The organism is Mesorhizobium sp. M00.F.Ca.ET.216.01.1.1, assembly GCF_004010325.2.
In the GTDB taxonomy this organism is placed as follows: Bacteria; Pseudomonadota; Alphaproteobacteria; order Rhizobiales; family Rhizobiaceae; genus Mesorhizobium.
Window position 1 is genome coordinate 1 of record NZ_SADR02000006.1, and the last position, 24,535, is coordinate 24,535.

At 63.7% G+C, this 24,535-nt stretch carries 21 protein-coding genes and 2 pseudogenes; 16 read left to right on the forward strand and 7 right to left on the reverse strand.

Going from position 1 to position 24,535, the window contains the following annotated elements; all coding sequences use genetic code 11:
• Window positions 1-213: 213 nt before the first annotated feature.
• Window positions 214-1,245, reverse strand: coding sequence for a LacI family DNA-binding transcriptional regulator (locus EN859_RS09900; protein ID WP_127853178.1), 1,032 nt, complete (start codon window positions 1,243-1,245; stop codon window positions 214-216).
• Between the two features lie 361 nt (window positions 1,246-1,606).
• Here EN859_RS09900 and EN859_RS09905 point away from each other — a divergent pair, with 361 nt between their 5' ends.
• The 15 genes and pseudogenes from EN859_RS09905 to purU all read left to right on the forward strand — a co-directional run bounded on the left by EN859_RS09905 (window position 1,607) and on the right by purU (window position 16,709).
• Complete coding sequence (locus tag EN859_RS09905) at window positions 1,607-3,220, forward strand: extracellular solute-binding protein (RefSeq protein ID WP_127853179.1); 1,614 nt, start codon at window positions 1,607-1,609, stop codon at window positions 3,218-3,220.
• Between the two features lie 80 nt (window positions 3,221-3,300).
• Window positions 3,301-4,161, forward strand: coding sequence for a carbohydrate ABC transporter permease (locus tag EN859_RS09910; protein ID WP_127853180.1), 861 nt, complete (start codon window positions 3,301-3,303; stop codon window positions 4,159-4,161).
• Window positions 4,158-5,117 (forward strand): sugar ABC transporter permease, encoded by a 960-nt coding sequence (locus EN859_RS09915; protein WP_127853181.1) that lies wholly within the window; start codon window positions 4,158-4,160, stop codon window positions 5,115-5,117. The genes EN859_RS09910 and EN859_RS09915 overlap by 4 nt, the downstream gene beginning before the upstream one ends.
• A complete protein-coding gene (locus tag EN859_RS09920; RefSeq protein ID WP_127853182.1) occupies window positions 5,114-6,205 on the forward strand; it encodes an ABC transporter ATP-binding protein in 1,092 nt (363 codons plus the stop codon). Before EN859_RS09915 ends, EN859_RS09920 begins: the two co-directional genes overlap by 4 nt.
• A 4-nt stretch (window positions 6,206-6,209) precedes the next feature.
• Window positions 6,210-7,301: an ABC transporter ATP-binding protein gene (locus EN859_RS09925; protein WP_127853183.1), complete on the forward strand. Its 1,092-nt coding sequence runs from the start codon at window positions 6,210-6,212 to the stop codon at window positions 7,299-7,301.
• A gap of 35 nt (window positions 7,302-7,336) precedes the next feature.
• Window positions 7,337-8,425: a Gfo/Idh/MocA family oxidoreductase gene (locus EN859_RS09930; protein WP_127853184.1), complete on the forward strand. Its 1,089-nt coding sequence runs from the start codon at window positions 7,337-7,339 to the stop codon at window positions 8,423-8,425.
• A gap of 42 nt (window positions 8,426-8,467) precedes the next feature.
• On the forward strand, window positions 8,468-9,382 hold the full coding sequence (locus EN859_RS09935; protein ID WP_127853185.1) for a sugar phosphate isomerase/epimerase: 915 nt from the start codon (window positions 8,468-8,470) through the stop codon (window positions 9,380-9,382).
• A 65-nt stretch (window positions 9,383-9,447) separates the two neighbouring features.
• The gene (locus EN859_RS09940) at window positions 9,448-10,383 is read left to right on the forward strand and encodes a substrate-binding domain-containing protein (RefSeq protein ID WP_127853186.1); all 936 of its coding nucleotides are present in this window, start codon (window positions 9,448-9,450) and stop codon (window positions 10,381-10,383) included.
• A gap of 40 nt (window positions 10,384-10,423) precedes the next feature.
• Window positions 10,424-11,431 (forward strand): annotated as a pseudogene (locus EN859_RS09945) (ABC transporter permease); the annotation flags it as partial.
• A 13-nt stretch (window positions 11,432-11,444) separates the two neighbouring features.
• On the forward strand, window positions 11,445-12,221 hold the full coding sequence (locus EN859_RS09950; RefSeq protein ID WP_127853187.1) for an ATP-binding cassette domain-containing protein: 777 nt from the start codon (window positions 11,445-11,447) through the stop codon (window positions 12,219-12,221).
• A 16-nt stretch (window positions 12,222-12,237) separates the two neighbouring features.
• The gene (locus EN859_RS09955) at window positions 12,238-13,419 is read left to right on the forward strand and encodes an aldose 1-epimerase family protein (RefSeq protein ID WP_127853188.1); all 1,182 of its coding nucleotides are present in this window, start codon (window positions 12,238-12,240) and stop codon (window positions 13,417-13,419) included.
• Window positions 13,420-13,552: 133 nt separating this feature from the next.
• Entirely contained in the window at window positions 13,553-14,635 is a 1,083-nt protein-coding gene (locus tag EN859_RS09960) for a fatty acid desaturase family protein (RefSeq protein WP_189501831.1), read from the forward strand.
• A gap of 41 nt (window positions 14,636-14,676) precedes the next feature.
• Window positions 14,677-14,991 (forward strand): MocE family 2Fe-2S type ferredoxin, encoded by a 315-nt coding sequence (locus tag EN859_RS09965; protein ID WP_127853190.1) that lies wholly within the window; start codon window positions 14,677-14,679, stop codon window positions 14,989-14,991.
• A 39-nt stretch (window positions 14,992-15,030) separates the two neighbouring features.
• Complete coding sequence (locus EN859_RS09970) at window positions 15,031-15,831, forward strand: 3-methyl-2-oxobutanoate hydroxymethyltransferase (RefSeq protein ID WP_127853191.1); 801 nt, start codon at window positions 15,031-15,033, stop codon at window positions 15,829-15,831.
• Window positions 15,828-16,709, forward strand: coding sequence for a formyltetrahydrofolate deformylase (gene purU, locus EN859_RS09975; protein WP_127853192.1), 882 nt, complete (start codon window positions 15,828-15,830; stop codon window positions 16,707-16,709). The genes EN859_RS09970 and purU overlap by 4 nt, the downstream gene beginning before the upstream one ends.
• Before the next feature lie 19 nt (window positions 16,710-16,728).
• Here purU and hutH read toward each other — a convergent pair whose 3' ends face one another.
• Both hutH and EN859_RS09985 read right to left on the reverse strand, forming a co-directional pair.
• The gene (gene hutH / locus EN859_RS09980; RefSeq protein WP_127853193.1) at window positions 16,729-18,210 is read right to left on the reverse strand and encodes a histidine ammonia-lyase; all 1,482 of its coding nucleotides are present in this window, start codon (window positions 18,208-18,210) and stop codon (window positions 16,729-16,731) included.
• The gene (locus EN859_RS09985; RefSeq protein WP_127853194.1) at window positions 18,207-19,208 is read right to left on the reverse strand and encodes an ornithine cyclodeaminase family protein; all 1,002 of its coding nucleotides are present in this window, start codon (window positions 19,206-19,208) and stop codon (window positions 18,207-18,209) included. The genes hutH and EN859_RS09985 overlap by 4 nt, the downstream gene beginning before the upstream one ends.
• A 195-nt stretch (window positions 19,209-19,403) precedes the next feature.
• On the opposite strand from EN859_RS09985, the pseudogene EN859_RS09990 reads away from it, so the two are divergent.
• Window positions 19,404-20,497 (forward strand): annotated as a pseudogene (locus EN859_RS09990) (MFS transporter); the annotation flags it as partial.
• A 110-nt stretch (window positions 20,498-20,607) separates the two neighbouring features.
• Here the strand turns inward: EN859_RS09990 and EN859_RS09995 are convergent.
• Genes EN859_RS09995 through EN859_RS40235 form a run of 4 tightly spaced genes read right to left on the reverse strand, consistent with a single transcriptional unit; the run spans window position 20,608 to window position 24,535 of the window.
• Window positions 20,608-21,495, reverse strand: coding sequence for an amidohydrolase (locus tag EN859_RS09995; protein WP_189501835.1), 888 nt, complete (start codon window positions 21,493-21,495; stop codon window positions 20,608-20,610).
• On the reverse strand, window positions 21,495-22,628 hold the full coding sequence (locus tag EN859_RS10000) for a VWA domain-containing protein (protein WP_127853196.1): 1,134 nt from the start codon (window positions 22,626-22,628) through the stop codon (window positions 21,495-21,497). The genes EN859_RS09995 and EN859_RS10000 overlap by 1 nt, the downstream gene beginning before the upstream one ends.
• The gene (locus EN859_RS10005; protein WP_127853197.1) at window positions 22,625-23,521 is read right to left on the reverse strand and encodes a MoxR family ATPase; all 897 of its coding nucleotides are present in this window, start codon (window positions 23,519-23,521) and stop codon (window positions 22,625-22,627) included. Before EN859_RS10005 ends, EN859_RS10000 begins: the two co-directional genes overlap by 4 nt.
• A gap of 9 nt (window positions 23,522-23,530) precedes the next feature.
• Window positions 23,531-24,535 carry a molybdopterin cofactor-binding domain-containing protein gene (locus EN859_RS40235; protein ID WP_127853198.1) on the reverse strand — a complete coding sequence of 335 codons (1,005 nt, stop codon included), beginning with the start codon at window positions 24,533-24,535 and terminating at the stop codon, window positions 23,531-23,533.

Sequence of the window (24,535 nt, forward strand, 5' to 3'; positions counted from 1 at the left end):
AGTGCCCCCAGGGGTATCGCGCCGAGGTCATCCGCGCGGATCGAGGCTAACTGCCCGCCGAAGCGTCCGATCGGCGTGCGGATGTAATCGCAGATATAGGCCTCGGCCATCTATGCAGCCTTCTCTTATCCGGTTCCTTCATGCACCGCTCACATCTAGAGGCTTTGAGTCAATCCTGGCGAGAGTGTCAATTAACGACTGCACCGGGAAGGTTCAGATCTCTGGGATGTTTTCCCTGAAGATCACCTGCAGCCTGGGCTGGTGCAGTTCGTAGGGCAATCCCCTGACGGCATGGGTCAAGGTGTTGAGCGCTTCGCGGGCCTCGACGCGCGGGTTCTGGTCGATGACCGCGTCGAGCGTGCCGTCGAGCAAAAGGTCCTTGGTGCCTTCCGTCACTTCATGGCCGAGAAAAACGATCGAATGTTCGCGGCCGCGCTCCTTGAGCGCGCGAGCGATGCCGGTGTTGCCGGCGCCGACATTGTAGATCGCGGCAAGGTTGGAGTGGCGCTCAAGCAAAGCGGAAGCTTCTGAATAGGCCTTTTCCCGGTCGTCGAGCATCTCGCGCATCTCGACGATCTGCAGATTGGGCGATTCCTCCGTCAGTATGTGGCGGAAGCCCATCTCGCGTTCCTCATGGCCGCGATAGGACAGCGAGCCGGCGAACAGCGCGACCTTGCCCGGATGCCCGGTGCCCATGAAGCGGTTGAGCAGGTAGCCGGCGAGACGGCCGGCGGCACGGTTATCGATGCCGATGTAAGCGACCCGCGGTACGTGCAGGATGTCTGAGGCGATGGTGACGACCTTGACGTCGTTGGCCGACAGTGAGCGGATCGCTTCGCGGACCGTCGGGTGGTCGAGCGCGATCACGCCGACGCCTTGTGTGCGGCCGCGCAATTCCTGCAGCAGCCGGGCAAGGCGGTCGGGATTGAAGCCTTCGATCGTGGCGACATGCACGTCGAGATCAGGCCTGGAGAGCGCCTGCGCCTCGATGTGGCGATGCAGCATCTTGATGAAGGAATTGGTGCCGGCAGGCAGCGCGAAGTCGAGCCGGATGACATCGCCAGGCAGGGCCCTTTGCGGCGGCGCTCCGTTCGGGCCTTCCGCTATGTAGCCAAGCCGCTGCGCCATCTCGATCACGATTTCGCGCGTGCGTGCCCGCACACCCGGGCGGTTGTTGAGCACACGGTCGACCGTGGCGGCGGAAACGCCGGCTTCCCGGGCTATGTCTGTCAGGGTTGACCGCACAGTCGATTACCTCATTGTATGTGCGCTACAGGGGGCATCAAAATCGCGCAATTCCCGGTCGGAACACGGATGAGGTTCATCCGCGATTCTGATGGGAAATGATGTAACCGGCCTTGGCCGATGCGCAAGCCGCTGCGCTACACCAAATCGTCGAGCCGGGTCGAAGCGAGCCGGCGCGGCGCACGGTTCCCTCAATTTCAAGCAGCGAGTGCGGTATGATGACCTGGTGGACGGCATTTTCTCCCTCACTGAGATGTTATGACGTGTTTTGAGTATTTATGATGTTGACAGTTCTCCCATACTGCCGTCAATATCCATCATATGGGCCATGGAGGAACAGGCCCTGAGGGAGGAGTTTCCAATGTCGAATTTGATCCGCGTGTCGCGGCGGCGCTTGCTGTCGTCCGGTGGAAAGGCGGTGGTGCTTGTTGCCGCAGCAGGTATCGCGCCGAAATTCATTCGTCCCAGCCGCGCCTATGCGGCCGACGCCCTGGCGCCGGGCATGATCGGCGGCCCGACGGGCTTCGACGGCTCGGAGCGTTATCAATATGGCCCCGATACACCCGAAGGCCGCGCCATCGAGGCAATCAAGGCGATGAAGGGTGCCGGCAAGGCGCCGGCCAAGATCGTGCTCGGCCTGTCCGACGGTTCGATCGGCCAGCTGACGCAGCCGTTCCCGGCCGGCGCGCCCTCGATCAAGGATCTGTGGGAAAAGGAAACCGGCATTCCGCTCGAGATCGTAGGCGTGCCGAACGGCCAGGAATTCACCAAGACGATGCAGGACATCTCCACCAAGGGTGGGGCCTATGACATCTACGCCGTCGAGTGGAACCGCCTCGGCGACCTCGCCGAAACCGGCGGCATCCTGAAGCTCGACGACTTCGTCGCCCAGCACAAGCCGGAATGGGACGATCCCGAGCGCGGCTACGTCAACGGCGCCAAAGGCGTGTCGCTGCTCAACCAGTATCGCGGCTCGACCTATGGTGTGTCGCTGGACGGCGACTTCCAGACCTGGGTCTATCGCACCGACCTGTTCGGCGACGCGGCCGAGAAGAAAGCCTTCTCCGACAAGTACGGCTACCAACTGGCGCCACCGAAGACCTGGAAGCAGCATGACGACATCGCGGTCTTCTTCCAGCGGCCGGACAAGGGCCTGTTCGGTTCGACCGACCTGCGCAACCAGGGTTGGGGCTACACCAACTGGTACCAGCGCTACGTCTCGATGGCTTCGCCCAATCAGTTCCTGTTCGACGACAGCGGCAAGCCGCTGATCAATTCGGAGCAGGGTATCGCGGCAACCAACGAATATATCGCGTCGCTTGCGCATCATTCGCCGGACGCGATCTCGTGGGGCTGGCCGGAGCAGTACGGCAACTTCGCCAAGGGCGGTGCTGCCATGACCTGCGCCTTCTCCAACCTGCCGAAATTCCTCGACAATGCCGGCAACAAGGATTCCCAGGTCACCGGCAAGATCGGCTCGATGCTGCCGCCCGGCCGCGAGATCGACGGCAAGCTGGTCAGCCGCTCGGTGCTGTGGCTCAACCTGTCGGCTTCGGTCTCGACGCAGGCCAAGAACCCGGAGGCGTGCTACCTGTTCCTGCAGTGGTTGGGGTCGAGCCGCATCTATGCGTGGCTGACGGCCAATCCGGGCGGCTATTTCGACCCGTTCCGGCTGTCGGACTTCTCCGACCCGCTGGTCCGCCAGACCTATCACGCCTACCACATGGACGTGGTGCGCGAGACGGTCGCCCGTACCGTGCCGACCATCAATTATCCCGGCGCCACCGCCTTCCACAATGCACTGGACGAGAACCTCGTCGCCGCACTGACCAAGGCCAAGACCGCCGAGCAGGCGATGGCCGATACCGAGGCCGAGTGGAAGAAGATCGCCCGCCGCACCGGCGAGGACAAGCTTCTCGAAGCCATCAAGACCAACAAGGAGGCCTGGCCAACAGTCCTCGATCCGGTCGCTTGATCCTCCTCCCAGGATCCTAATGAAGGGGAGGAGTGAATGCTCCTCCCCTTCGCAAACGACGATACCAGCAAAGCTGCGAGATGAAGCGCTCCATTCCTTTTGAGATATTCCGCTATGCCGCGATCCTGGCGGCGATGGCGGTGACGCTGGTGCCAATCCTGTGGATGGTGTCGATGGCCTTCAAGCCGATCGCCGAATGGTCGGCGACCGGCGCCGAGCTGACCTGGTGGCCGAAGAACCCGACGCTCAGCAATTTCCGCTTCGTCTTCGGCGAGTCGACCAACAATCTCATCGTCGCGCTCGACCGCACCGCGCTGAAGCCGATCGCCTCGTCGCTATTGTCGGCGGTGTTCGGAACGGCGATCGCCATGTCGGCCGGCACCTCCGCCGCCTACGGGCTGTCGCGCTTCGGCTCGGGCCAGAACCTGCCGCTTGCGTTGATCCAGCTCAGGCTGTTTCCGCCGATGGCGGTCATGATCCCTGTCATGATCATGTGGTCCTTCCTCAATTTCACCGACAGCTGGTGGGGTCTCGCGCTGATCTACGGCATCGTCACGCTGCCCTTCGCCTTCTGGCTGATGAAGACCTTCTTTGACGATATGCCGCGCGAGATCGAGGAGGCCGCACTCGTCGAGGGCTGTTCGCGGCTGCGGGTCTTCACCCGCATCACGCTGCCGATGATGCGCGCGCCTTTGGCAAGTGCAGCACTCTTCGTCTTCATCCTCAACTGGTCGGACTATCTGATCGCGCTGCTGCTGACGACGCGCGAATGGGTGACGATCCCGGTCTACATGGCCTCGCTGTCGTCCTCGATGACCGGACAGCTCTACGGTGCCAAGGCCGCGCTCGGCCTGATCGCTGCCGTGCCGCCCGTCATCATGGGCGTCGCCATCCAGCGCCACCTCGTGCGCGGGCTGACGTTCGGAGCGCTCAAGCAATGAGTGCCGTCAATGTCGCGATTTCGGAGGACGCCATGGAAGCCGTCCTGGCAAAACCGGCCTTGCGGGACGAGGGCGCGCGGCTCGGCTTCCGGCTGACGCTGCCAGCGCAGATCCTGGTGCTGTTCATCGCACTCTTCCCGCTCTTGATGCAGCTCTACATCAGCCTGACCGACTGGTCGCCGCTGTCCGGCTTTGGCTGGTGGAGCGCCTGGTCGCTGTGGAACAGTTTTGCCAACTACACCGACCTTGCCGCCGATGCGCGCTTCTGGAGCGCGTTGAAGCGTACGGCGATCGTCATGATCATCTGCGTGCCGGCAGAGTTCCTCCTCGGCCTGGCGCTGGCCACGCTGTTTGCCGACGAATTTCCGGGCAAGCGGATCTTCTACTCGATCCTCTTGATGCCGATGATGGTGGTGCCGGCGGTGGCCGGCTACATGTTCTTCATGCTGTTTCAGTCGGGCGGTCCAGTGAATGACATCCTGTCGGCGATATCAGGCATGCCCGTCACCATCGCCTGGCTGTCGGACCCGACGCTGGCGCTGATCGCCGTCATGGTCGCCGATATCTGGCAGTGGACGCCGCTGATGTTCCTCATCCTGCTTGCCGGCCTGGTCGGCGTTCCCGAGGACCAGATCAAGGCGGCGACGCTGCTCGGCGCCAATCCCTGGCAGCGCTTCGTCACCATCGTGCTGCCGAAGATGAAGACGATCATCATTATCGCGCTGGCGATCCGGGTGATCGAGAACTTCAAGATCTTCGACACGCTCTACATCATGACCGGCGGCGGTCCCGGCGTCGCCACCGAGACCATCTCCGTCTACATCTACAAGGTCACCACCCAGGACCTGATCTGGGGCTATGTGGCTGCGATCGCGCTGACCATACTGATCGTTCTTTCCATCGCCGCCGTCTTTGCCATGAAGCGCATGGCCCGGGCTCGGGAGATGCCGGTATGAGCACCATCCACCTGCAGAACCTGGTCAAGAAATTCGGCGACTTCACCGCGCTGAAGACGATGGACCTCGCCATCGCCGACGGCGAGTTCATGGCGCTGCTCGGGCCGTCCGGCTGCGGCAAGTCGACGACGATGAACATGATCGCCGGCATGGAAGAGCCGACCAGCGGCAAGATACTGTTCGGCGACCGCGACATGGCCGGTGTGCCGATGGGGCGGCGCGGCGTCGGCTTCGTCTTCCAGAATTACGCGATCTTCACCCATATGAGCGTGCGGCAGAACCTCGCCTACGGCCCGAAGATGCGCGGCGCGGCGAAGGCCGAGATCGACCGCCGCGTCGGCACTATCGCCGAGATGCTGCAACTGACGCCGCTGCTCGACCGCAAGGCCGACAGGCTGTCGGTCAACATTTTGCAGCGGGTGGCAATCGGCCGTTCGACGATCATGGAGCCGGCGATCTTCCTCTTGGACGAGCCGCTGTCCAATGTCGACGCCGCCTTCCGGGCGGTGATGCGGACCGAACTGAAGCAATTGCAGCGCCAGTTCCGGCAGACCATGGTCTATGTCACCCATGACCAGCTCGAAGCCATGACCATGGCCGACCGTATCGCGGTGATGGACCATGGCATTCTGCAGCAGGTCGGCACGCCGCTCGAGGTCTACAACGATCCGGCCAATGTCTTCGTCGCGCGGTTCATCGGCGCGCCCGGCATGAACCTCCTCAAGGGCAGGCCGGCAGAGAGTGACCGTGGTCTGGTCATCGACCTCGGGCCGCTTGGCGCGACACCGCCGCTGCCGGCCGGGATTGCTGACACCGTACGCCGCGCCCGCGGCGAAGTGTTTTACGGCTTTCGCCCGGAGCAGGTGACATTGGTCGAAAGCGGCAGCGGCCTGTCGATGCCGGTGAGCTTCGTCGAGCGGATTGGCGCGCGCACCATTGTCCATCTCGGCGAGGGTGAGACCGCGGTGAAGGCGGTGTTCGAGAACGATGTCGGGCTGGCGATCGGGCAAACCGCCGTTATCGCCCCGGCCGAACCGTCAGTGCGCGTCTTCGACGCTGCTGCCGGCCGGGCTATGAGAGCGGGCTGAGACCATGGCCGATATAATCTTTCGCAATGTGACGAAACGCTATGGCAGCACTCTCGCTGTCGACGACGCCTCGTTCATGGTCAACGACAATGAGTTCTTCTGCTTCTTCGGGCCGCCGCTGTCGGGCAAGTCGACGCTGCTGCGGCTGGTGCTCGGGCTGGAGACCCCGGACACAGGCGAGATCCTGATCGGCGGCAAGCCGGTCAACGCGGTGTCGCCGGCCGAGCGCAACGTCGCCATGGTGTTCCAGAACCTGGCGCTGTTTCCGCATATGAGCGCGCTCGACAATGTCCGCTTTCCGCTTGTCGAACGCAGGGTCGCCGAGGCCGAGATCGAAAAGCGCGTCGCCGATGTCGCGACCAAGCTGCATATCGGTCATATCCTGCACAAGCCGCCGGCGCAGCTTTCGGGCGGTGAGCGGCAGCGCGTGGCGATCGCTCGCGCGCTGGTGCGAGACCCGGCCGCCTATCTGATGGACGACCCGATTTCGGCGCTCGACGCCCGGCTGCGCGAGGAGACGCGCGTCGAGCTGAAGCGCATCCAGCGCGAGCTCGGCAAGACGCTGGTCTTTGTCACTCACGACCAGGAAGAGGCGATGTCGGTCGCCGACCGCATGGCCATCCTGGAGAGCGGCAGGATCAGGCAGATCGGCGCGCCGGCCGAGATCTACGACCGCCCAGCCAGCACCTATGTGGCGCGGCTGCTCGGTTCGCCGATGATGAACATATTGAAATCGGTGCGCGGCGAGGGTGGCGTCGAGGCCGCCGAAGGCACGATCCGCATTGCGGATGCGGCTGCTCCGGCCGATGCCGTCGAGATCGGGGTCAGGCCGGAAGATATCAAGGTGCGGCCCTGGTCTGATGGGGGAGTATCAGAGGGGGGAATATCGGTTGGGGGTGCGGGCCGCCCGGCGCGGGTGTTCGAGGTCGAGCCGCTCGGCGGCTATACCGTGGTGACACTCGTCGCCGGGCAGGCGCGACTGAGAGCGCTGCTGCGCGGCCAACCCGACATCAGGCCAGACGCGATGGTGGCGATATCCTGTGAGCCAGGCCGCGTGCATTATTTCGGGCAGAGCGGGGGAGCGCTGGCGCGATGACAGCGACCGCAAGGAACAAGCTTCCGGAGGATCAGATGGCAAGCAACGGTTTCGAGCCGGACGTGAAAGTCCGCACCAAGGAATACAAGATCGGCTGCGTCGGCGCCGGTATGATCATGGCCGAATGCCATCTTGCCGCCTATCATGAGGCCGGTTTTCCAGTGGTGGCGATCGCCTCGCGCACCAAGGCCAGCGCCGAGAAGGTCGCCAAGCGCTGGGGCATCCCGACCGTCCACGACACGCCACAACAGCTGATCGAGGACACAAATGTCGAGATCATCGACCATGCGTTTCCGCCGGACCAGCAGCCGGCGCTGATCCGCCATGCGCTGAAGCAGCAGCACATCAAGGCGATCCTGGCGCAGAAGCCACTGGCGCTGTCGCTCGACGAGGCCATCAAGTTGCGCGACGAGGCGGCCAGAGCCGGAAAGATCCTCTCGGTCAACCAGAACATGCGTTACGACCAGTCGATGCGCGTCTTGAAGCAGATCATCGACAGCGGCGCGCTCGGCGATATCGTCTTCGCGCAGATCGACATGCATGCGATCCCGCATTGGCAGACCTTCCTGGAAGATTATGACCGGCTGACGCTCGCCAACATGAGCGTGCATCATCTCGACGTGCTGCGCTTCCTGTTCGGCGATCCGGACGAGATCACGACGCTGACCCGCAAGGACCCGCGCACGCGCTTCGATCACTCCGACGGCATCACCGTGTCGACGATCAAGTTCCCGTCCGGCGTGCTCGCCGTGTCGCTGGAGGACGTCTGGTCCGGCCCGCGCCAGGAAGGCTACAAGGACGACCAGCACATCAACTGGCGCGTCGACGGCACAAAGGGCGTCGCCAAGGGCACGATCGGCTGGCCGACCGGTTCTGCCTCGACGCTCACCTATGCCTCGACCGAGACCACCGGCGGCGAATGGGTCACGCCCAGCTGGGACACGATGTGGTTCCCGCATGCCTTCATCGGCGTCATGGAGCAGCTCCAGCACGCAGTGAAGACCGGCACGCCGCCGGCGCTTTCCGTCGCCGACAACGTCAAGACCATGGCGCTGGTCGAAGCCGGCTATCGCTCGATCGACAAGGGCCGCACGGTCAGGCTTTCCGAAGTCTCGACAGACTGAATCACCAATCAACTGAATCGCTTACAGGGAGGAACTCACACCATGATGCAGGCAGGTATCTTCACGGGCTATTTCCCGTACGGCCTCAAGGAAACCGCGCAGAAGATCCGCGCGCTCGATTTCAACACGGTGCAGCTCGACCTGCATTTTAGAGATGTCGATCTGTCGGCCGGGCAGATCACCAAGGACAAGGCGAGGACCGTGCGCGACACGTTCCGCGATCACAACCTGCCGATCTGCTGCGTGTCGGGCTACACCAACATCATTCATCCGGACAAGGCCGAGCGCGAGAGGCGGGTCGGCTATTTGAAGGAGATAGTCCGTAACGCGCGCCATTTCGGCACCCCTTACGTGATCTCGGAGACCGGCACCTACAACACCGAATCCGACTGGGTGCATCACCCGAAGAACAAGACCGAGGAAGGTTTCGAGGAGTGCCGCAAGGTCATCGCCGACCTTGCCCAGACGGCCTATGACCACGGCGCGGTTTTCCTGCTGGAAACCTATGTCAACAATGTCGTCGGCTCGGTCGAAGAGACGGTGAAGATATTCGCGCAGGTCGACCACCCCGGCCTCGGCCTTTTGATGGACCCGACCAATTATTTCGAGACGCACAACATCGACAGGATGGACCAGATCCTGAATCAGGTGTTCGACACGCTGACCGACAAGATCAAGATTGCCCACGCCAAGGACGTCAAGCGCTCGGGCGGCGACAAGTCGGAGAAGCACGCCGATATCGGCGACGAGGACGCGCTGGAGAGCCACACTTTCCGCGGCGTCGGCGAGATCGAGCTGCCGGCGCCGGGCCTCGGTTCGCTGAACTACGACCTCTATCTCAAGCGGCTGGCTGAAAAGCACCCGAACATCCCGGTCATCATCGAGCACCTTTCGGAGGACGACGTGCCGCGCGCCAAGAAATTCCTCGACGGGAAGTTCCGCGCCAACGGTCTGTGACGGCCACCGCGCGCCGCCCGTTTTGCGACGGCGCGTTTCGGCCCCAATGCAAGGGAGGAAGAGAAATGTTGAAGCTTGGATTGAAACTGGCGGCCGCAGCGACTTTGGTGGCAGGCGTCGCATTCGGCTCGCCGGCGTTGGCGCAGGAGAAGACCTTCTATCTGCTGTCGCATGGCGGTCCGTCGGACGCGTTCTGGATCGACTGGAACGCCGGCGCGACCAAGGCGTGCGACCAGCTCAAGGTGACCTGCAAGATCTCCTTCAGCGGTGGCGACATGGCGGCGCAGAAGGAAGCCTTCAACTCGGCACTTGCCGCCAAGCCGGACGGCATCGCCACCACTTCGGCACAGCCCGGCCTGTGGACAGAGGAAATCAAGGCGGCCAGGGCGGCCGGCATCCCGATCGTGTTCTTCAACACCGACGATCCGGCAACCGGGCGGCAGGCTTATGTCGGTGCCGACCTCAAGGAGGCCGGCGTCATCTGGGCCAAGTACCTGGTCGATCACAAGATGGTGAAGCAAGGCGACAAGGTGTTTCTGCCGGTGGAAGTGCCAGGCGCCAGCTACCAGCAGCTGGAGACTGAAGGCATCGCCAGCGTGTTCGATCCGCTCGGCATCAAATACGACGTGGTCGATTGCGGCACCGATCCGGCCGGCATCATCGCCAAGATGACCGACTACATGGTGGCCAACAATCCGCCGGCGATCATCGCGCTCGGTGATTCCGTCGCGGCGAGCGTCAAGCGGGTGTTCGACGGCGCCGGCGTGCCGGCCGGCAAGATCCCGGTCGTCGGCTGGGGCAATTCCAGGGGGACGGCCGAATCCGTCAAGGCCGGCTTTGTCAATGCGGCTGCTTGGCAGTTCCCGTCGGCGCAAGGCTTCATGCCGGTGGCGTTGCTCGGGCTCGCCGCCTCGGGCGAACCGATCGGCTACGACATCCACACCTTCAGCCTCTATGACGCATCAAGCGTCGAACCGATCCTGAAGCTCTACGACAAGTGAAACAGGCGTCCGCCGGAAGCGGCGGGCGCCACCCGGAAGCATGGACCAGGCAGTTATGGCAATCACAGCAGAAGACGACGTGCCTGTCGTGAAAAGCAGATCGGGCCTGATGCGCTCGCCGCAATTCTCATCCTTCGTCATCCTCATCATATTGCTGGCGGTGTTCGCCGTCGCCGACGGCAATTTCCTGTCGCCGCTCAACATCTCCAACATGATGGCGTTCCTGCCCGAGCTCGGCATCATCGCGCTCGGCATGACGCTGCTTCTGACGGCGGGCGAGTTCGACCTGTCGGTCGGCGCCGTGTTCGGGCTGGCGCCGGTCGTGGTCATGCTCCTGGTGCAGAACGGCGACGCTGATATCGGCATGGCGCTGCTTGCGGGCCTCCTGCTGTGCGTGGCGATCGGCGCGATCAACGGGCTGATCGTGACCAAGATCGGCATTTCCTCCTTCCTGGTCACGCTGTCGATGCTGCTCGTCGTGCGCGGGGCAGCACTGTACATCACGCAAGGCTTTCCGCTGAAATCCTGGAACCAGCCCGGCTTCTTCGTCACGCTCTTGGCCGGCAGCTTCAACATCGGCTCATTCCGGTTCTACACCTCACTGTGGTGGTTCGTCGGCCTGTCGCTGCTGGCGATCTATGTTCTGCGCTACGCCAAGCTCGGCAACTGGATCAGCGCCATCGGCTCGAACCGCAATGCCGCGGTAGCGCGCGGCGTGCCCGCCGAAGCGGTCAAGATCTGGCTGTTCATCCTGACCTCGGTGCTGGCAGGGTTGGCCGGCATGATCAGCGCCTTCCGCATCTCGGCCGCTTCGCCGGTGGCCGGCACCGGCTACGAACTCGAGGTGATCGCCATGGTGGTGGTCGGCGGCACGGCTCTGACCGGCGGGCGCGGCACTATCCTGGGGACGATCGTCGGCGCGCTGATGCTGCGTAGTATCCGCAACGGCATCGTGCTGATCGGCGTGCCCGGGCTCGCCTACAACATCTTTGTCGGCGTTATCATCCTCGCCATGCTCATCCTGCACGCTTTGCTGCAGAAGAACGCCCAAGGAGCTAACCATGGAAGTGCTTCGGCTGCAGAACTTGCAAAAATCCTTCGGCAGCGTGCGTGCGCTGAAGAACGCGTCCTTCGCGCTCAACGAGGGCGAGGTGGTGGCCTTGCTTGGCGACAACGGCGCCGGCAAATCGACGTTGATCAAGGCGATCTCCGGCGTCTTCCCGGTCGACCGCGGCGACATCTACGTGCGCGGCCAGAAGGTTTCCATCCGCTCGACGCGTGACGCGATGGACCTCGGCATCGAGACCATCCACCAGGACACCTCGCTGGCGCCGGATCTCAGCATCGCGCGCAATCTCTTTCTCGGCCGCGAGCCGGTCAATCTCAAATGGCTGGGCGTATTCGCGCCGCTCGATCTGGCCAGGCTGCGCGATGCCGCCTCCGCCTTGCTGAAGCGCGTCGGCATCTCGAAAAAGCTCGACGCCGATGCGCTGGTCAGCACGCTTTCCGGTGGTGAGCGGCAGTCGATCGCCATTTCGCGCGCCATGCAGTTCGCCGCCAAAGTCATCATCCTCGACGAGCCGACCAACAATCTCGGCGTGGAGGAAACGCATGGCGTGCTGCGCTTCGTCAAGGAGGTGCGCGAGGCCGGTCATTCGGTGCTGCTGATCACCCACAACATCCATCACGTCTTCCAGGTCGCCGACCGCATCATCGTCATGCGCCGTGGTGAGATCGTCGCAGAGCAGACGGTCGCCGATACCGATCTGCTGACTGTGGAAAGCATCATCACCGGCGCCGACATGTCAGCCCTGCTCAAGCAAGCGAGAGCGAAGTGAAGGAACTGGCCGTCATATGGTAGAGCTTTACGGCAAAACGCTTTCGCGCCGGCAGGTTTCGGAGCGAGCGGGCGCGCTGTCGCAATTCGCCGGCGTGCGGCTGATGACGCTGGGCGACGGGGTCGAGCGCGGCATCCGCATGCTTGAATTCCGCACCGGCTCGGGCCTGCGCTTCACCGCGCTCGTCGACCGGGCGCTTGACATCGCCGACTGCGAGTTCAAGGGCCAGGCGATCGGCTGGCATTCGCCGAGCGGCTTCCGTCACCCAGGCCTGCACGACTACGAGGGCGAGCAGGGCCTTGCCTGGGCGCGCTCGTTTTCCGGCCTGCTGCTGACCTGCGGTCTCGACCATATTTTGGGCCGCAGCGAAGTGCCGGCTGACAGCTACAACTACCCAGGCAAGAAAACCGTTATCCATTCGCTGCATGGTCGCGTCAGCACCATTCCGGCGCGGCTGACCGGTTGTGGCGAGGCGTGGGATGGCGACCGCTGCGTGCTGTGGGCCGAAGGCATCGTCCAGCAATCGACGGTGTTCGGCGAGGACCTGCATCTGTTGCGCCGGATCGAAGCCGACGTCGGCGGCAACGAGATCCGGCTTTCGGACCGCGTCGTCAATCACGGCTTCAGCCGGACGCCGCATATGTATTTCTACCACATCAATGTCAGCCATCCGGTGCTGGACGAAGGCTCGCGCTATCTGGCGCCGATCCGGGACGTGGTGTGGGCCGGGCATGCCGGCGAGCGCTACCAGGCGCAGAAGGTCGGCTACCGCACGGTGCCGGCGCCGCAATTGGGTTTCAGCGAGCAGGTCTGGCAGCACGAGCTCGGCGCCGACGGTGCGGGCGAAGTGCCGGTGGCCGTGGTCAACGACCGGCTTGGCCTCGGCTTCGAGGTGGTCACGCGAAAAGACCAGTTGCCCTGCAGCTATCAATGGCAGAATTTCCAGGCCGGGCAGTATGCACTGGGCATAGAGCCGTCGACGCATCATGTGCTCGGCAATCTCGCGGCGCGCCAACGCGGCGAGATGATCTGGCTGGAATATGGTGAAAGCCGTTCCTACGATGCGGTGTTCCGGGTTCTCGACGGCGCCGGCAGCATCGCGGCTGCTGAAAGCAGGATCGCAGCGATTGCCAGGCAACCGCAGCAGGATTATCCGCAGCCGTCGGGCAATTTCCCGAGATTGGCGGGCAGGGCATGATCGAGATGCGAAACATGCTTAGCTGCTTTGGCCGGCGGGCCGGAGATCAAAGGGTGCGCGCAGCGGCGTCGGGGTCGGTCCCAAGCGGCCTTGGCGATGCGCGGTCGGGAAACCGGAGGTCAACATGACAGGCATGACGAAAAAGCGCGACTACAGCCTGGTCGGCGAGAGCACGCGCAGGGCGATTGAGACGGGACTGGCTTCGGCCGAATGGTATCATACCGACGTCTCCCGCAAGGCGATAAAGGAACTGATGCAGCGTTCCGACGGCCCGGCGATCCGCGACACGGTCATCTGGATCGTCGCTATCCTGGCTTCCGCTGCCGGCGGCATTTATTTCTGGGGCAGCTGGTGGTGCGTGCCGTTCTTCTTCGTCTACGGCCTGCTCTATGGCTCGTCCAGCGACTCGCGCTGGCACGAATGCGGCCATGGCACCGCCTTCCGCACGCGCTGGATGAACGATGTGGTCTACCACATCGCCAGCTTCATGCTGATGCGCAACCCGGTGACCTGGCGCTGGAGCCACGCCCGCCATCACACCGACACCATCATCGTCGGACGCGATGCCGAAATTGCCGTGATGCGCCCACCGGACCTTTTGCGCGCGGCACTCGCCTTCACCGGGATCCTCGATTTTCGCTATTCGCTACCGGCGCTGGTACGCCAGGCGTTTGGCAAGCTCACGCCTGATGAGAAAAGCTACGTTCCCGAGATGGAACAGCACAAGGCCGTCATCGCCGCGCGCTGGCATGTTGTCATCTACATCGCGACGATAGCGCTTGCTGTCTACACGCGGTCTTGGCAGCCGCTGGTGCTCGTCGGGCTGCCGCGCCTCTACGGCACCTGGCACATGGTGATGACCGGACTGCTGCAGCATATTGGTCTCGCCGACGACGTCGTCGACCACCGGCTCAACACCCGCACCGTCTACATGAACCCGATCAGCCGCTTCATCTATTGGAACATGAACTACCACGTCGAGCATCACATGTTCCCGATGGTACCCTATCATGCGCTGCCCCGGCTGCACGAGCTGATCAAACACGATTTGCCCGAGCCGAACCCGTCGATATGGCATGCCTATCGCGAGGTCTGGCCGGTCCTGCTCAAGCAGCTCAAATACGAGGACTACTTCCTCAAGCGCGAGCTGCCGCCGACGGCGCGGCCCTACCGTGGCGAGTTCCACGACGTGAACATGTCGGCAGCGGCGGAATAGGTTTCGCCGGCAACATGTCGTTGGCAGGACAGGAGGCAGAGATGGCCGATTGGGTTGAAGCGTGCGCCGTGGACGATGTGGACGAAGAGGATGTCATCCGCTTCGATCATGGCGGCCGCACCTTCGCGATCTATCGTTCCCCGGACGATGAGTTTTTCGCCACCGACGGGTATTGTACCCATGAGCAAGCGCATCTGGCCGATGGGCTGGTGATGGACGACATCATCGAATGCCCCAAGCACAATGGCCGCTTCAACTACAAGACCGGCCAGGCCAAGGGTGCACCTGTCTGCGTCAACCTCAGGACATATCCGGTCAAGGTCGAGGCCGGCAAGGTGATGATCCAGATCGGGTAACCAGCCTGCCATAATACGCAACATAAGGAACGAAAATCGATGAGCCGGAAGAGACCCACGATTGCAGACCTGCGCGCCATGAAAGGCAAGCGGCAGCTGACGATGCTGCGCGTGCTGACCATGGACGAGGCCGAAGCCGCCGAAAGAGCCGGGATCGATATCGTTTCGGTGCCGGCGGAGCTGGTGCTCAATCCGCAATATCGCGATGCGGCGCCGAGCCTGTTCACCATGCCGGGTGACAATTTCTACGAGATCGGCACCGCCGACGATTTCGTGCGGTGGGCGTTCCGGCTCTACAAGGCCAGCGCCGACGCGGTCTATTGCAGCGCCGGCTTCGCCACCGTCAAGCGGCTGGCCGACGACGCGATTCCCGTGATCGGCCATGTCGGCCTGATCCCGTCGCGCGCCACCTGGACCGGCGGCTTCAAGGCCGTCGGCAAGACCGCCAACACCGCCATGCAGGTGTACGAGGCGGTGAAGCAGTATGAGGCCGCCGGCGCCATCGGCGCCGAGATCGAGGTGGTGCCGGTCGAGGTGGCCAAGGCGATCTCGGAACGAACCTCGCTGATCATGCTGTCGATGGGGGCGGGCACCGGCTGTGACGCGCAATATCTGTTTGCCGACGACATCCTAGGCCAGAACCGCGGCCACATGCCCCGCCATTCCAAGGTCTATCGCAATTTCGCCGCCGAATACGACCGCCTGCAGGCGGAACGCGTCGCCGCTTTTTCCGAATATGTCGCCGACGTGAACAGCATGGCCTATCCCGAAGACCGGCATGTGGTGCATATGGATCAGGCTGAGCTCAGCCTGTTCATGAAAAGGATCGACGGCGCGTGAAACCTGACAACAATGATGCGATTGGCGGTGTGGGGCCAGTCCATATCCTCACTCTTTCGTGCGAAGACCGGCCGGGGATCGTCGCCGCGGTCACGACTGAGCTTGCCGCGAGCGGAGCCAACATTGTCGAAAGCAGCCAGTTCTGGGATCGGCAGACCGGCCGCTTTTTCATGCGGATTGCATTCACCAGCCCGGCAGGCTCGACGAAGGATGATGTGGAGCGGACCCTGAAATCGTCCATCGACCGGTTCGGGATGAAAACCGCGCTGGTCGATCAGGTTCGTCGCCCGAAGATCATCGTCATGGTGTCGAAATTCGACCACGCACTTCTGCATCTGCTTTACCAGATCAGGGTCGGCTGGCTGAATGCCGAGGTCGCCGCAGTCGTCTCCAACCATGAAGATGCCCGGCGCTTCGCCGAGCTGGAGGGCATCCCCTTCCACCATTGGCCGACGACCAGGGAAAATAAGGCCGAACAGGAGCAGAAATTGCTGGATCTCGTGCAGGAGACGGGATCCGAACTCGTCGTCCTGGCGCGCTATATGCAGGTCTTCTCGAAAGGCCTGTCGGACCGGCTGTTCGGGCGGGCGATCAACATCCACCATTCCTTCCTGCCGAGCTTCAAGGGCGCAAAGCCGTACCACCAGGCCTTCGACCGCGGCGTCAAGCTGATCGGCGCAACGGCGCACTACGTCACATCAGACCTCGACGAAGGCCCGATCATCGAACAGGAAACCGAACGCGTCACACATGCGATGAGCGCTGAGGATTTCGTGGCCGTTGGCCGCGACATAGAAAGCCGCGTGCTGGCACGGGCCGTAAAGCTGCATCTCGAGGCCCGTGTCATGCTCAACGGCCACAAGACAATCGTCTTCTAGTGTTCGTTCGTTTGGCTTTCTACGCCTGCCACGCCCCACTGGCGAGCGTGGCGTAGAGCGCCTCGGCGTCCCTACCCAGAGGACGATCACCTTTGAGCGGTGGAACGAGCGCGCGCACGGCCGCATGAATTGCCGCGGTGGCCGGCGCCAATGTCAGCCCGTCGCGCAGGTCAATCGCCTGAGCAGCGGCCATCAGTTCAAAGGCGATCAGCCGCCGCCACAGCACGATCATGTCCGCGCATTTCGAAATAGCCAGAGGTGTTTGCGTCGCATGATCCTCGACGCCTTCTGAGACCGGCAGGAAGTCGAGCATCACCGGATTGGCCTTGTGGCGAATCGCGGCGAGGATTGCGGTCACCGTCTTCTGCAGCGGCACGAAACCGGCCGACGTGCCACCAAGCGGCGACAGATATCTGGGCAGGCCGTTGCGGCCAGAGCCTGTGAGCTGGATGAAACGAGCAGCGCAGGCGGCTGCACTCTGCGCGATTGCCAGGCCGAGCGTCTCGAAGGCCAGCGCCAGCGACGCGGTGTGGAAATTGCCTGTCGACAGCACCAGCTCGTCATCACCCAGCACCAGCGGGTTGTCGGCGGCGGCGGTGAGTTCGATCTCGACCGCTAGCCGCGCCTGATCGATCGCCTGGATCAGGGCGCCATGGATCGACGGCATGCAGCGAATCGACAGCGGATCTTGCAAACTCGTCGGCGCTGGCGCCTCGTCGCGGGCAAGCAGATCGCGCAAGCCCTTTGCCGCCAGTTGCTGGCAGGCAGCCGGCCGTGCCAGGTGCAGACGCGGATCGAGGAGCGTGCGGTTGGCGCCGATGCCTTCCATGGTCAGCGCACCCGTCTGCTGTTGCTGCGCGAAGGCGGACAGTGCATCGACCACCGCCAGCGCGCCGCTGCCGGCTGACACCGCCGAGGCGTTGATCAGCGACAACCCGTCCTTCGGCGCGAGGCTGACTGGAGCGAGGCGCGCCATCGCCAGCGCCTTGGCCGCCGGCATGCGCCGCCCCTGATAGTCGGCTTCGCCGTCGCCGATCAGCATACGGCCAAGTGCTGCCATCAGCACCAGATCGCCGGCGCCGATCGAGCCAAGCGACGGCATCACCGGATGAACGCCGGCATTGAGCGTGTCGACGAGTGCGACAAACACGTGAGGCGAAATGCCTGAACCACCGACCGAAAGCATTGCCGCACGGGCAAGCATCGTCGCGCGTACGATCTCTTGCGGCAGCGGGTCACTGACCGCGCCGCTGCGTCCCTCCAGCAACTGGCGCTGGAAGGCGCTGGCGTCGCCGCTGACCGACGTGCCGAGATTGGCACCGAGCCCGGTGTTCAGCCCATAGATCTGCTGGCCGGACGCAGCGGCGCCATCGAGCACTTTTCGCGCTTTGTCCAGCCTCTGCATGACCGCTGGTGCTATCTCCACCTTGCGGCTGCCGCGGGCAACGGCCGCGACATCCTCGACGCTGACGCCATCACCAGTGAGGACGAGCGCGCTCATGCGAAGCGCAGCCTCTGGCCGATGCCTTGCGCCTGCGCCTTGGCCAGCATCGCCTTGCCCAGCGCGATGTCGGAGAGCGACAGGCCGCGATGCCAGAACAGGATCGTCTCCTCGTCGCTCTCGCGCCCCACCTTGCGCCCGGCGGCGATCTGGCCAAGTTCGGCGTACAGCGTCTCTTCACTGAGCCGCCAGGTCTCGACATGGGCGCGCAGCGAACCGAACTTGCCGGTCTTGCACTGGCCCCAGTCGTCGACGACGATCTTCTGCATGATGTCGGTGAGCGACAATTCCACCGCGCTCATTGTGCCGTAGGGCACCACCAGCGCACCGGGCTTGATCCATTCCGTCTTGAGCAGCGGCTGCGGTTCCGGCAGCCGCGAGGCCTCGACGACGATATCGGCACCCTCGACGCATGAGCGCCAGTCGGCGACCGCCGTGACCGGCTTGCCGAGATCGGCGGACAGTTTTGCGGCAAAGCCGTCGCGGCTTTCCGGCCGGCGCGAATGCACACGGATCTCGTCGAAGTCGAAGAGATGGTCGAGCAGGCGCACGTTCCAGTAGGCGGTGCCGCGCGCGCCGACATGGCCGAGCACCTTCGATGTCTTTTTCGCCAAGTGTTTTGCGCCGATGGCGGTTACGGCGCCGGTGCGCATGTCGGTGATGACGGTGGCGTCGAGGATGGCGTGCAGCGTGCCGGTGCGCGGATCGAACAGGTTGAGGATGCCGAATTCCGACGGCAGGCCATGCAGGTAATTGTCGACATAGTCGCCAACGATCTTGACGCCGGCTGCATCGAGCGGCGCGACGTAGCCGCGCAGGACATTGAAATGGCCGTGGAAGGAGGGGTCCGGCTCGAGATGGACGCGGGGTTCGATCACCGTCTGGCCGTTGCCTTGCGCCACCAGGCCGGCCTCAACCGCATCGATGATTTCGGCATCGGTCATATCAAGCGCTTCGATGTCGAGCGCGTTGAGATAGTCGATATAGATGGGCTTCATGCGGAGAAGATTCCCTGTCAGGAGGGCAAAGCGAGATCGCTGTGAAGGCGAGTTCCAGGCTCAATTCATCGCATAACAGGCCACGACGCGACACGAAAGCTTGTTGATCCGTCTCTGGCAGCGCCCGTATGCTGTTCAACCCCGGTACGTCATCGTTTGCCGGCAATTGCGTGGCTGCCGATGGCGCGCGCCGCGCGCGCGGTGCAGGGCCTGGGCAGCGCGCTGATGACACCGGTCGGCCGCATCCTGGTGCTGCGCAATGCGTCGAAGTCCGAACTTCTCAACGCCACGGCGCTGATCACCTGGCCGGCGCTGTTCGCGCCGGTTGTCGGGCCGGTGCTTGGCGGCTTCATCACCACTTATCTCTCCTGCACTGGAATTTCTTCATCAACATTCCACTCGGCGTGGCCGGCCTGTTGCTGGTCGCCTACTTCATTCCTGGAGACCGCGAAGCCGAGACCAGGCCGCTCGACTGGCCGGGCTTCTTCCTGACGTCGGTCGGGCTCGCCTGCCTGCTCTACGGCCTCGAGCGCATCGCCCATCCGGAAGATGGCGCCTTGCCGACCGTGACGCTGCTTGCCGCCGGCATCCTGGTCGGCTGGCTGGCGGTGCGGCATCTGGCGCGCGCACAACATCCGTTGCTCGACCTGTCGGCGTTCAGGGTGCTAACCTTTGCCCTATCGACGCTGTCGGCCGGCACGATTTTCCGCGTGGCGATCAACGCCACGCCATTCCTGTTGCCGCTCTTGTTCCAGGTCGGTTTCGGCCTGAGTCCCGTCGCTGCCTGCATGATGATCTTGGCTTATTTCCTCGGCAATCTCGGCATGAAGGCGGTGACGACGCCGACGCTCAGGCGTTTCGGCTTCCGTTCGGTGCTGGTCATCAACGGGGTGATCGCCTCCGCGTCGATCATGGCTTGCGCGGCGATCTCGCCGCAGACGCCGCAGGCGCTGGTAGTGGCGCTGATGCTGATTGCCGGCCTGTCGCGCTCGATGCAGTTCACCGCGCTCAACACGCTGGCCTTCGCCGATATCGCTTCGGCGCAGCGCAGCTCGGCGGCGACGTTGTCCAGCATGCTACAGCAGGTGGCGATGCTGTTCGGCGTTGCGGTCGCGGCGGCGATCCTCAACCTGTCGCAGATCGCCAGGGGCGCGCCGGCGCTCGACCTCGTTGACTTCCGCATCGCCTTCCTGGCGATCGGCGTGATCGGGCTCGCCGCGTCGTTCCGCTTCCTGGCATTGCCGCCGGCTGCGGGCGCCGAGGTTTCGGGGCATTCACTTGGGAATTGAAACGGCCGGCAGACCAACCACACCGCCATGCAGATCCCGGTCGATCCGGAGTCCGAGGTGAGGTGAGGGATCTTCCCTTCTCCGACAAGGCGAGAAGGGAATTCAGCGCTTCAAACCGGCCGATACACCCGCTCCGCCGTGTTCCAGAAGATGTTGGCCTGGTCGGCGGTGGTATGTTTCGCCGCCGCCTCGCGATGCGCCTTGATCAGCTCGGCGTGGCTCGTCCATAGTTTCTCGATCGGGAAGTTCGAGCCGAACATCAGATGATCGCTGCCGAGGATGTCGATTGCATTGTCGACGATATAGGTGATCAGCACCGGGTCGTTGCGATGGATGAATGTGCCGAGACCGGAGAGCTTGGCGTAGAGGTTGGGCGCGGCTGAAAGGGTGCGCAAGCCGGCCTTCCAGGCCTCGGTGGTTTGCGGCGACATATCGGTCAACATGCCGGCGTGGGTGAGGACGAAATTGGTCTCCGGGTTCTCGCCGACCAGCGTCAGCCCGTCCTTCATCTGGGTGGGGAAAAGCTGCAGATCGAAGGACAGGCCATAGTCCTTCAGTCGCGCCACATTGGCGCGCACCTTCGGGTCGATAACCTGATCTGCCGAGGCGGCGAAGCGGAAGGCCGGCGTTTCATGCCAGTGCAGCTGCATGCGCACGCCGCGCAGCAGCTTGTATTTTACCAGCTGGTCGATCTGGTGGCGCACATCGTCCACGGTCATGTCGGCATAGCCGACGATGGCATGTGGCCAGCCGGTCTCGTCGGCAGTCTTCTGCAGGAAGGCGACCTCGTTCTCGAAATCCTCCTTGGCCCAGTTGGTCTGGACATAAACCGCCTTCTCGACGCCCGAGCCTTGCTGGTCGGCCAGGAATTCCTCGATCGGGTAGTCGCGGCGGATCGGCTCGTAGGGTCCGAAGATGCGCGGCACCATCGGCCCGCGCAGCCAGGGCTGGTCCTGCTGGCGCCAGATGTGGAAATGCGCGTCGATCGCGTTTTGCATCATGAGACCCTCTTCCAGATTGCCTCCGCCACAGGGGCGGTTCGGGCGAGCGACAGGATGAAATCGGCAAGGCCTGAGAGGGACGAGCCGTCGACCAGATCGTCGAGCAGCGGCAGGATGGCGCGAAGGGCAGCGGTGGCCGGCCGGAAGCGCGGATCGCCGGCCAGCGGCGTCGCCAGCGACAGCCGGAAGGCGCGGGCGCTCAGCCGGCGCATCGCCATCTCCAGTTCGGCATGGTCGCCGCGCTCCAGCGCGTCGGACAGGATGACGACCGCCGCCCCGCGCGCGAAGGCGGAAAAGCGCGGCACCGACAGGAAGGCAAGCAGCGTCAGGCCCATGCGGGTGCCGCCGTCCCAGTCGTCGACCTGTGCCGCTGCTCGGGCCAGAGCCTGGCCGCGATCGCGAATGCGCAGCCCCGACGTGATGCGGGTAAGCCGGGTGCCGAAAGTGAAGACTTCCGCCCGGTCGGCGCCTTGCAGAACCGCATGCGCCAGCTTGAGATAGTCGGCGGTGTAAAGCTTCATCGAGCCGGACACATCGATCAGCATCAAGAGCTTACGCGGCACGGTTTGCCTGCGGCGCAAGAGCGGCGATGGTATGTCGCCGTCGGCGCTGACGATTTCCCTAAGCGACCGGCGCAAATCGAGGCTGCCGCGCGAGCGCGTACGCATGGTGCGGAAGGAGCGGCGGGCGGGCAAGGCGGCGGCGAGCTTGCGGCGGAAGGCGTCGAGCCCATCGCCATTGCGCCGGAAGTCGCGACTACCCAGCTGTTCGCTGGCCGAAGATAGTTCTCCACCTTCTTCCCGGCGCGCGACCTCGGTCTCTTCATCGCTCGCGCCGCTATCATCCTTGATCCGGGTTTCCTCGTCTGCGTCGCCTTCGGCGAGTGCTGCTGCATTGCCGTAGAAGTAGCTCTGGAAATGCGCCTCGAATTCGTCACGGCGGTCGGGCGTTGGCGCCAGTGTGGCGAGCGCGGCCTCGTGTATGTCGGCCATCGAGCGAGGGCCAAGCAGCGTCACCGCCTGCATGAAGCTTGACACCTGTTCGGGCGCTATGGGGAAGCCGTAGCGGCGCAGCAGCCGGCCAAAACCGAGCAATGGCGCAGCCGCCCGAGGTAAGGCGGCGGGGCTCAAGCCAGCGCCTCCTCGACAATCCGGCCAAGCTCGGGCGCGATGCAGGACAGGTCCTCCTCGTCCTTGATCAGCACGCCGATGGCGCGGCGAAAGGCTTGCGGCCACGGGCTGCCGCCTTTTTCCAGGATGGTGGCGGCATTGGCCCATTCGACCGCCTCGGCGATGCCGGGCGGCTTGGCCAGCGGGCGGGCGCGGATGTCGCGCACGGCCGAAGCCACTGCGCGTGCCGTGGCTTGGGCGATATCACCAGCGCGCAGCATGATGATCTCGGCCTCGCGCTCGGCGTCGGGGTAGGTGATCCAGTGGTAGACGCAGCGGCGGCGCAGTGCCTCGGCCAGTTCGCGGGTGCGGTTCGAGGTCAGGATGACGACGGGCTGCGTCCTGGCGCTGATGGTGCCGCGCTCGGGAATGCTGATCTGAAAATCGGACAGGAATTCCAGCAGCAGCGCCTCGAATTCGTGGTCCGAGCGGTCGATCTCGTCGACCAGCAGCACGCGCTTTTCCGGTGCCTTCAGCACCTGCAGCAGTGGCCGGGCGATCAGGAAGCGATCGTCATAGATGTCGATCTCGTGCTCGCCGGCATGGCGGATGGCGAGCAACTGGCGCTGGTAATTCCACTCGTAGAGCGCGTGCGCGGCATCGATGCCCTCATAGCATTGCAGCCGCACCAGTTCGCGGCCGAGCAGTTCGGCGATCGCCTTGGCAGCCTCGGTCTTGCCGACGCCGGGCGCGCCTTCGAGCAGCAGCGGCTTGCCCAGCCTTATCGCCAGGAAAATGGCGGTGGCCAGGCTCTCGTCCGCCAGATAGCGCGAGGCGGCAAGGCGGGACGCCACTGCCTCCGGCGAGGTCGCGACAGTCTCCGTGCTTGTAATCTGGGCGGTTGCCTTGGGCATTTGCAGCACTCAGTTCGGCGCGTGCGCCTTCAGCGCCCGCAGGATGCGCTCCGGGGTGATCGGCAGCGTGTCGATGCGCACGCCGACGGCGTCGAAGATGGCATTGGCGACCGCCGGGATTTGCGGGTTGGCGCACATCTCGCCCGGCCCCTTGGCACCATAGGGTCCATCGGCCGAGGGCCGTTCGAGCACAATGATCTCGGTCTTGGCGAGATCGCCGGGCCCCGGCATCAGATACTGGTTGAAGTCGGTGCCGCCATGATCGCGGCTGGGATAATAAGGTTCGGTCGTTTCGTAGAGGGCGTGGCTGATGCCCATCCATGAGCCGCCGACGAGTTGCTGCTCGACCATCTTCGGGTTCAGCGCACGGCCGATCTCGAAGACGTTCTTGACCGTCAGCACGGTGACCTCGCCGGTCTCATCGTCGACCTCGACCTCCGCCACGGTGCAGGCATGGGCGTAGCAGGTCGATGGCTTCATGGCGCCGGTCTCTTTCTCCGGATAGGAGCGCGGGATCAGGAACATGCCGCGGCCGGAAATCGAACGGCCGCGCTTGAAATGCGCCGATAGCGCGACATCGAAGATCGAGATCGATTTTTGCGGCGCGCCCTTGACGATGATGTTGCCCTGGCCGTCCGTCTCAAGGTCGGACGCATTCACTTCCAGCTCCTCGGCCGCCACTTCCAGCATCACCTGGCGGGCTTCCCGGGCCGCCTGGATGACGGCGTTGCCGGCGCGATGCGTGCCGCGCGAGGCGAAGGTGCCCATGCAATGCGGGCCGGTGTCGGTGTCGGCGGTGTCGACGACAACGCGGTCGGTCGGCACGCCGATCGTTTCAGCGCAAATCTGCGCCATGATCTGCTTCATGCCCTGGCCGAGGTCGACGCTGGACAGCGTGACCATGAAATTGCCGGTCGGCGTCGAATGCACCAGCGCCTGGGTCGGGTCGCCGCCGAGGTTCATGCCGGTCGGATAGTTGATCGCGGCGACGCCGCGTCCGCGTCTGATCGCCAT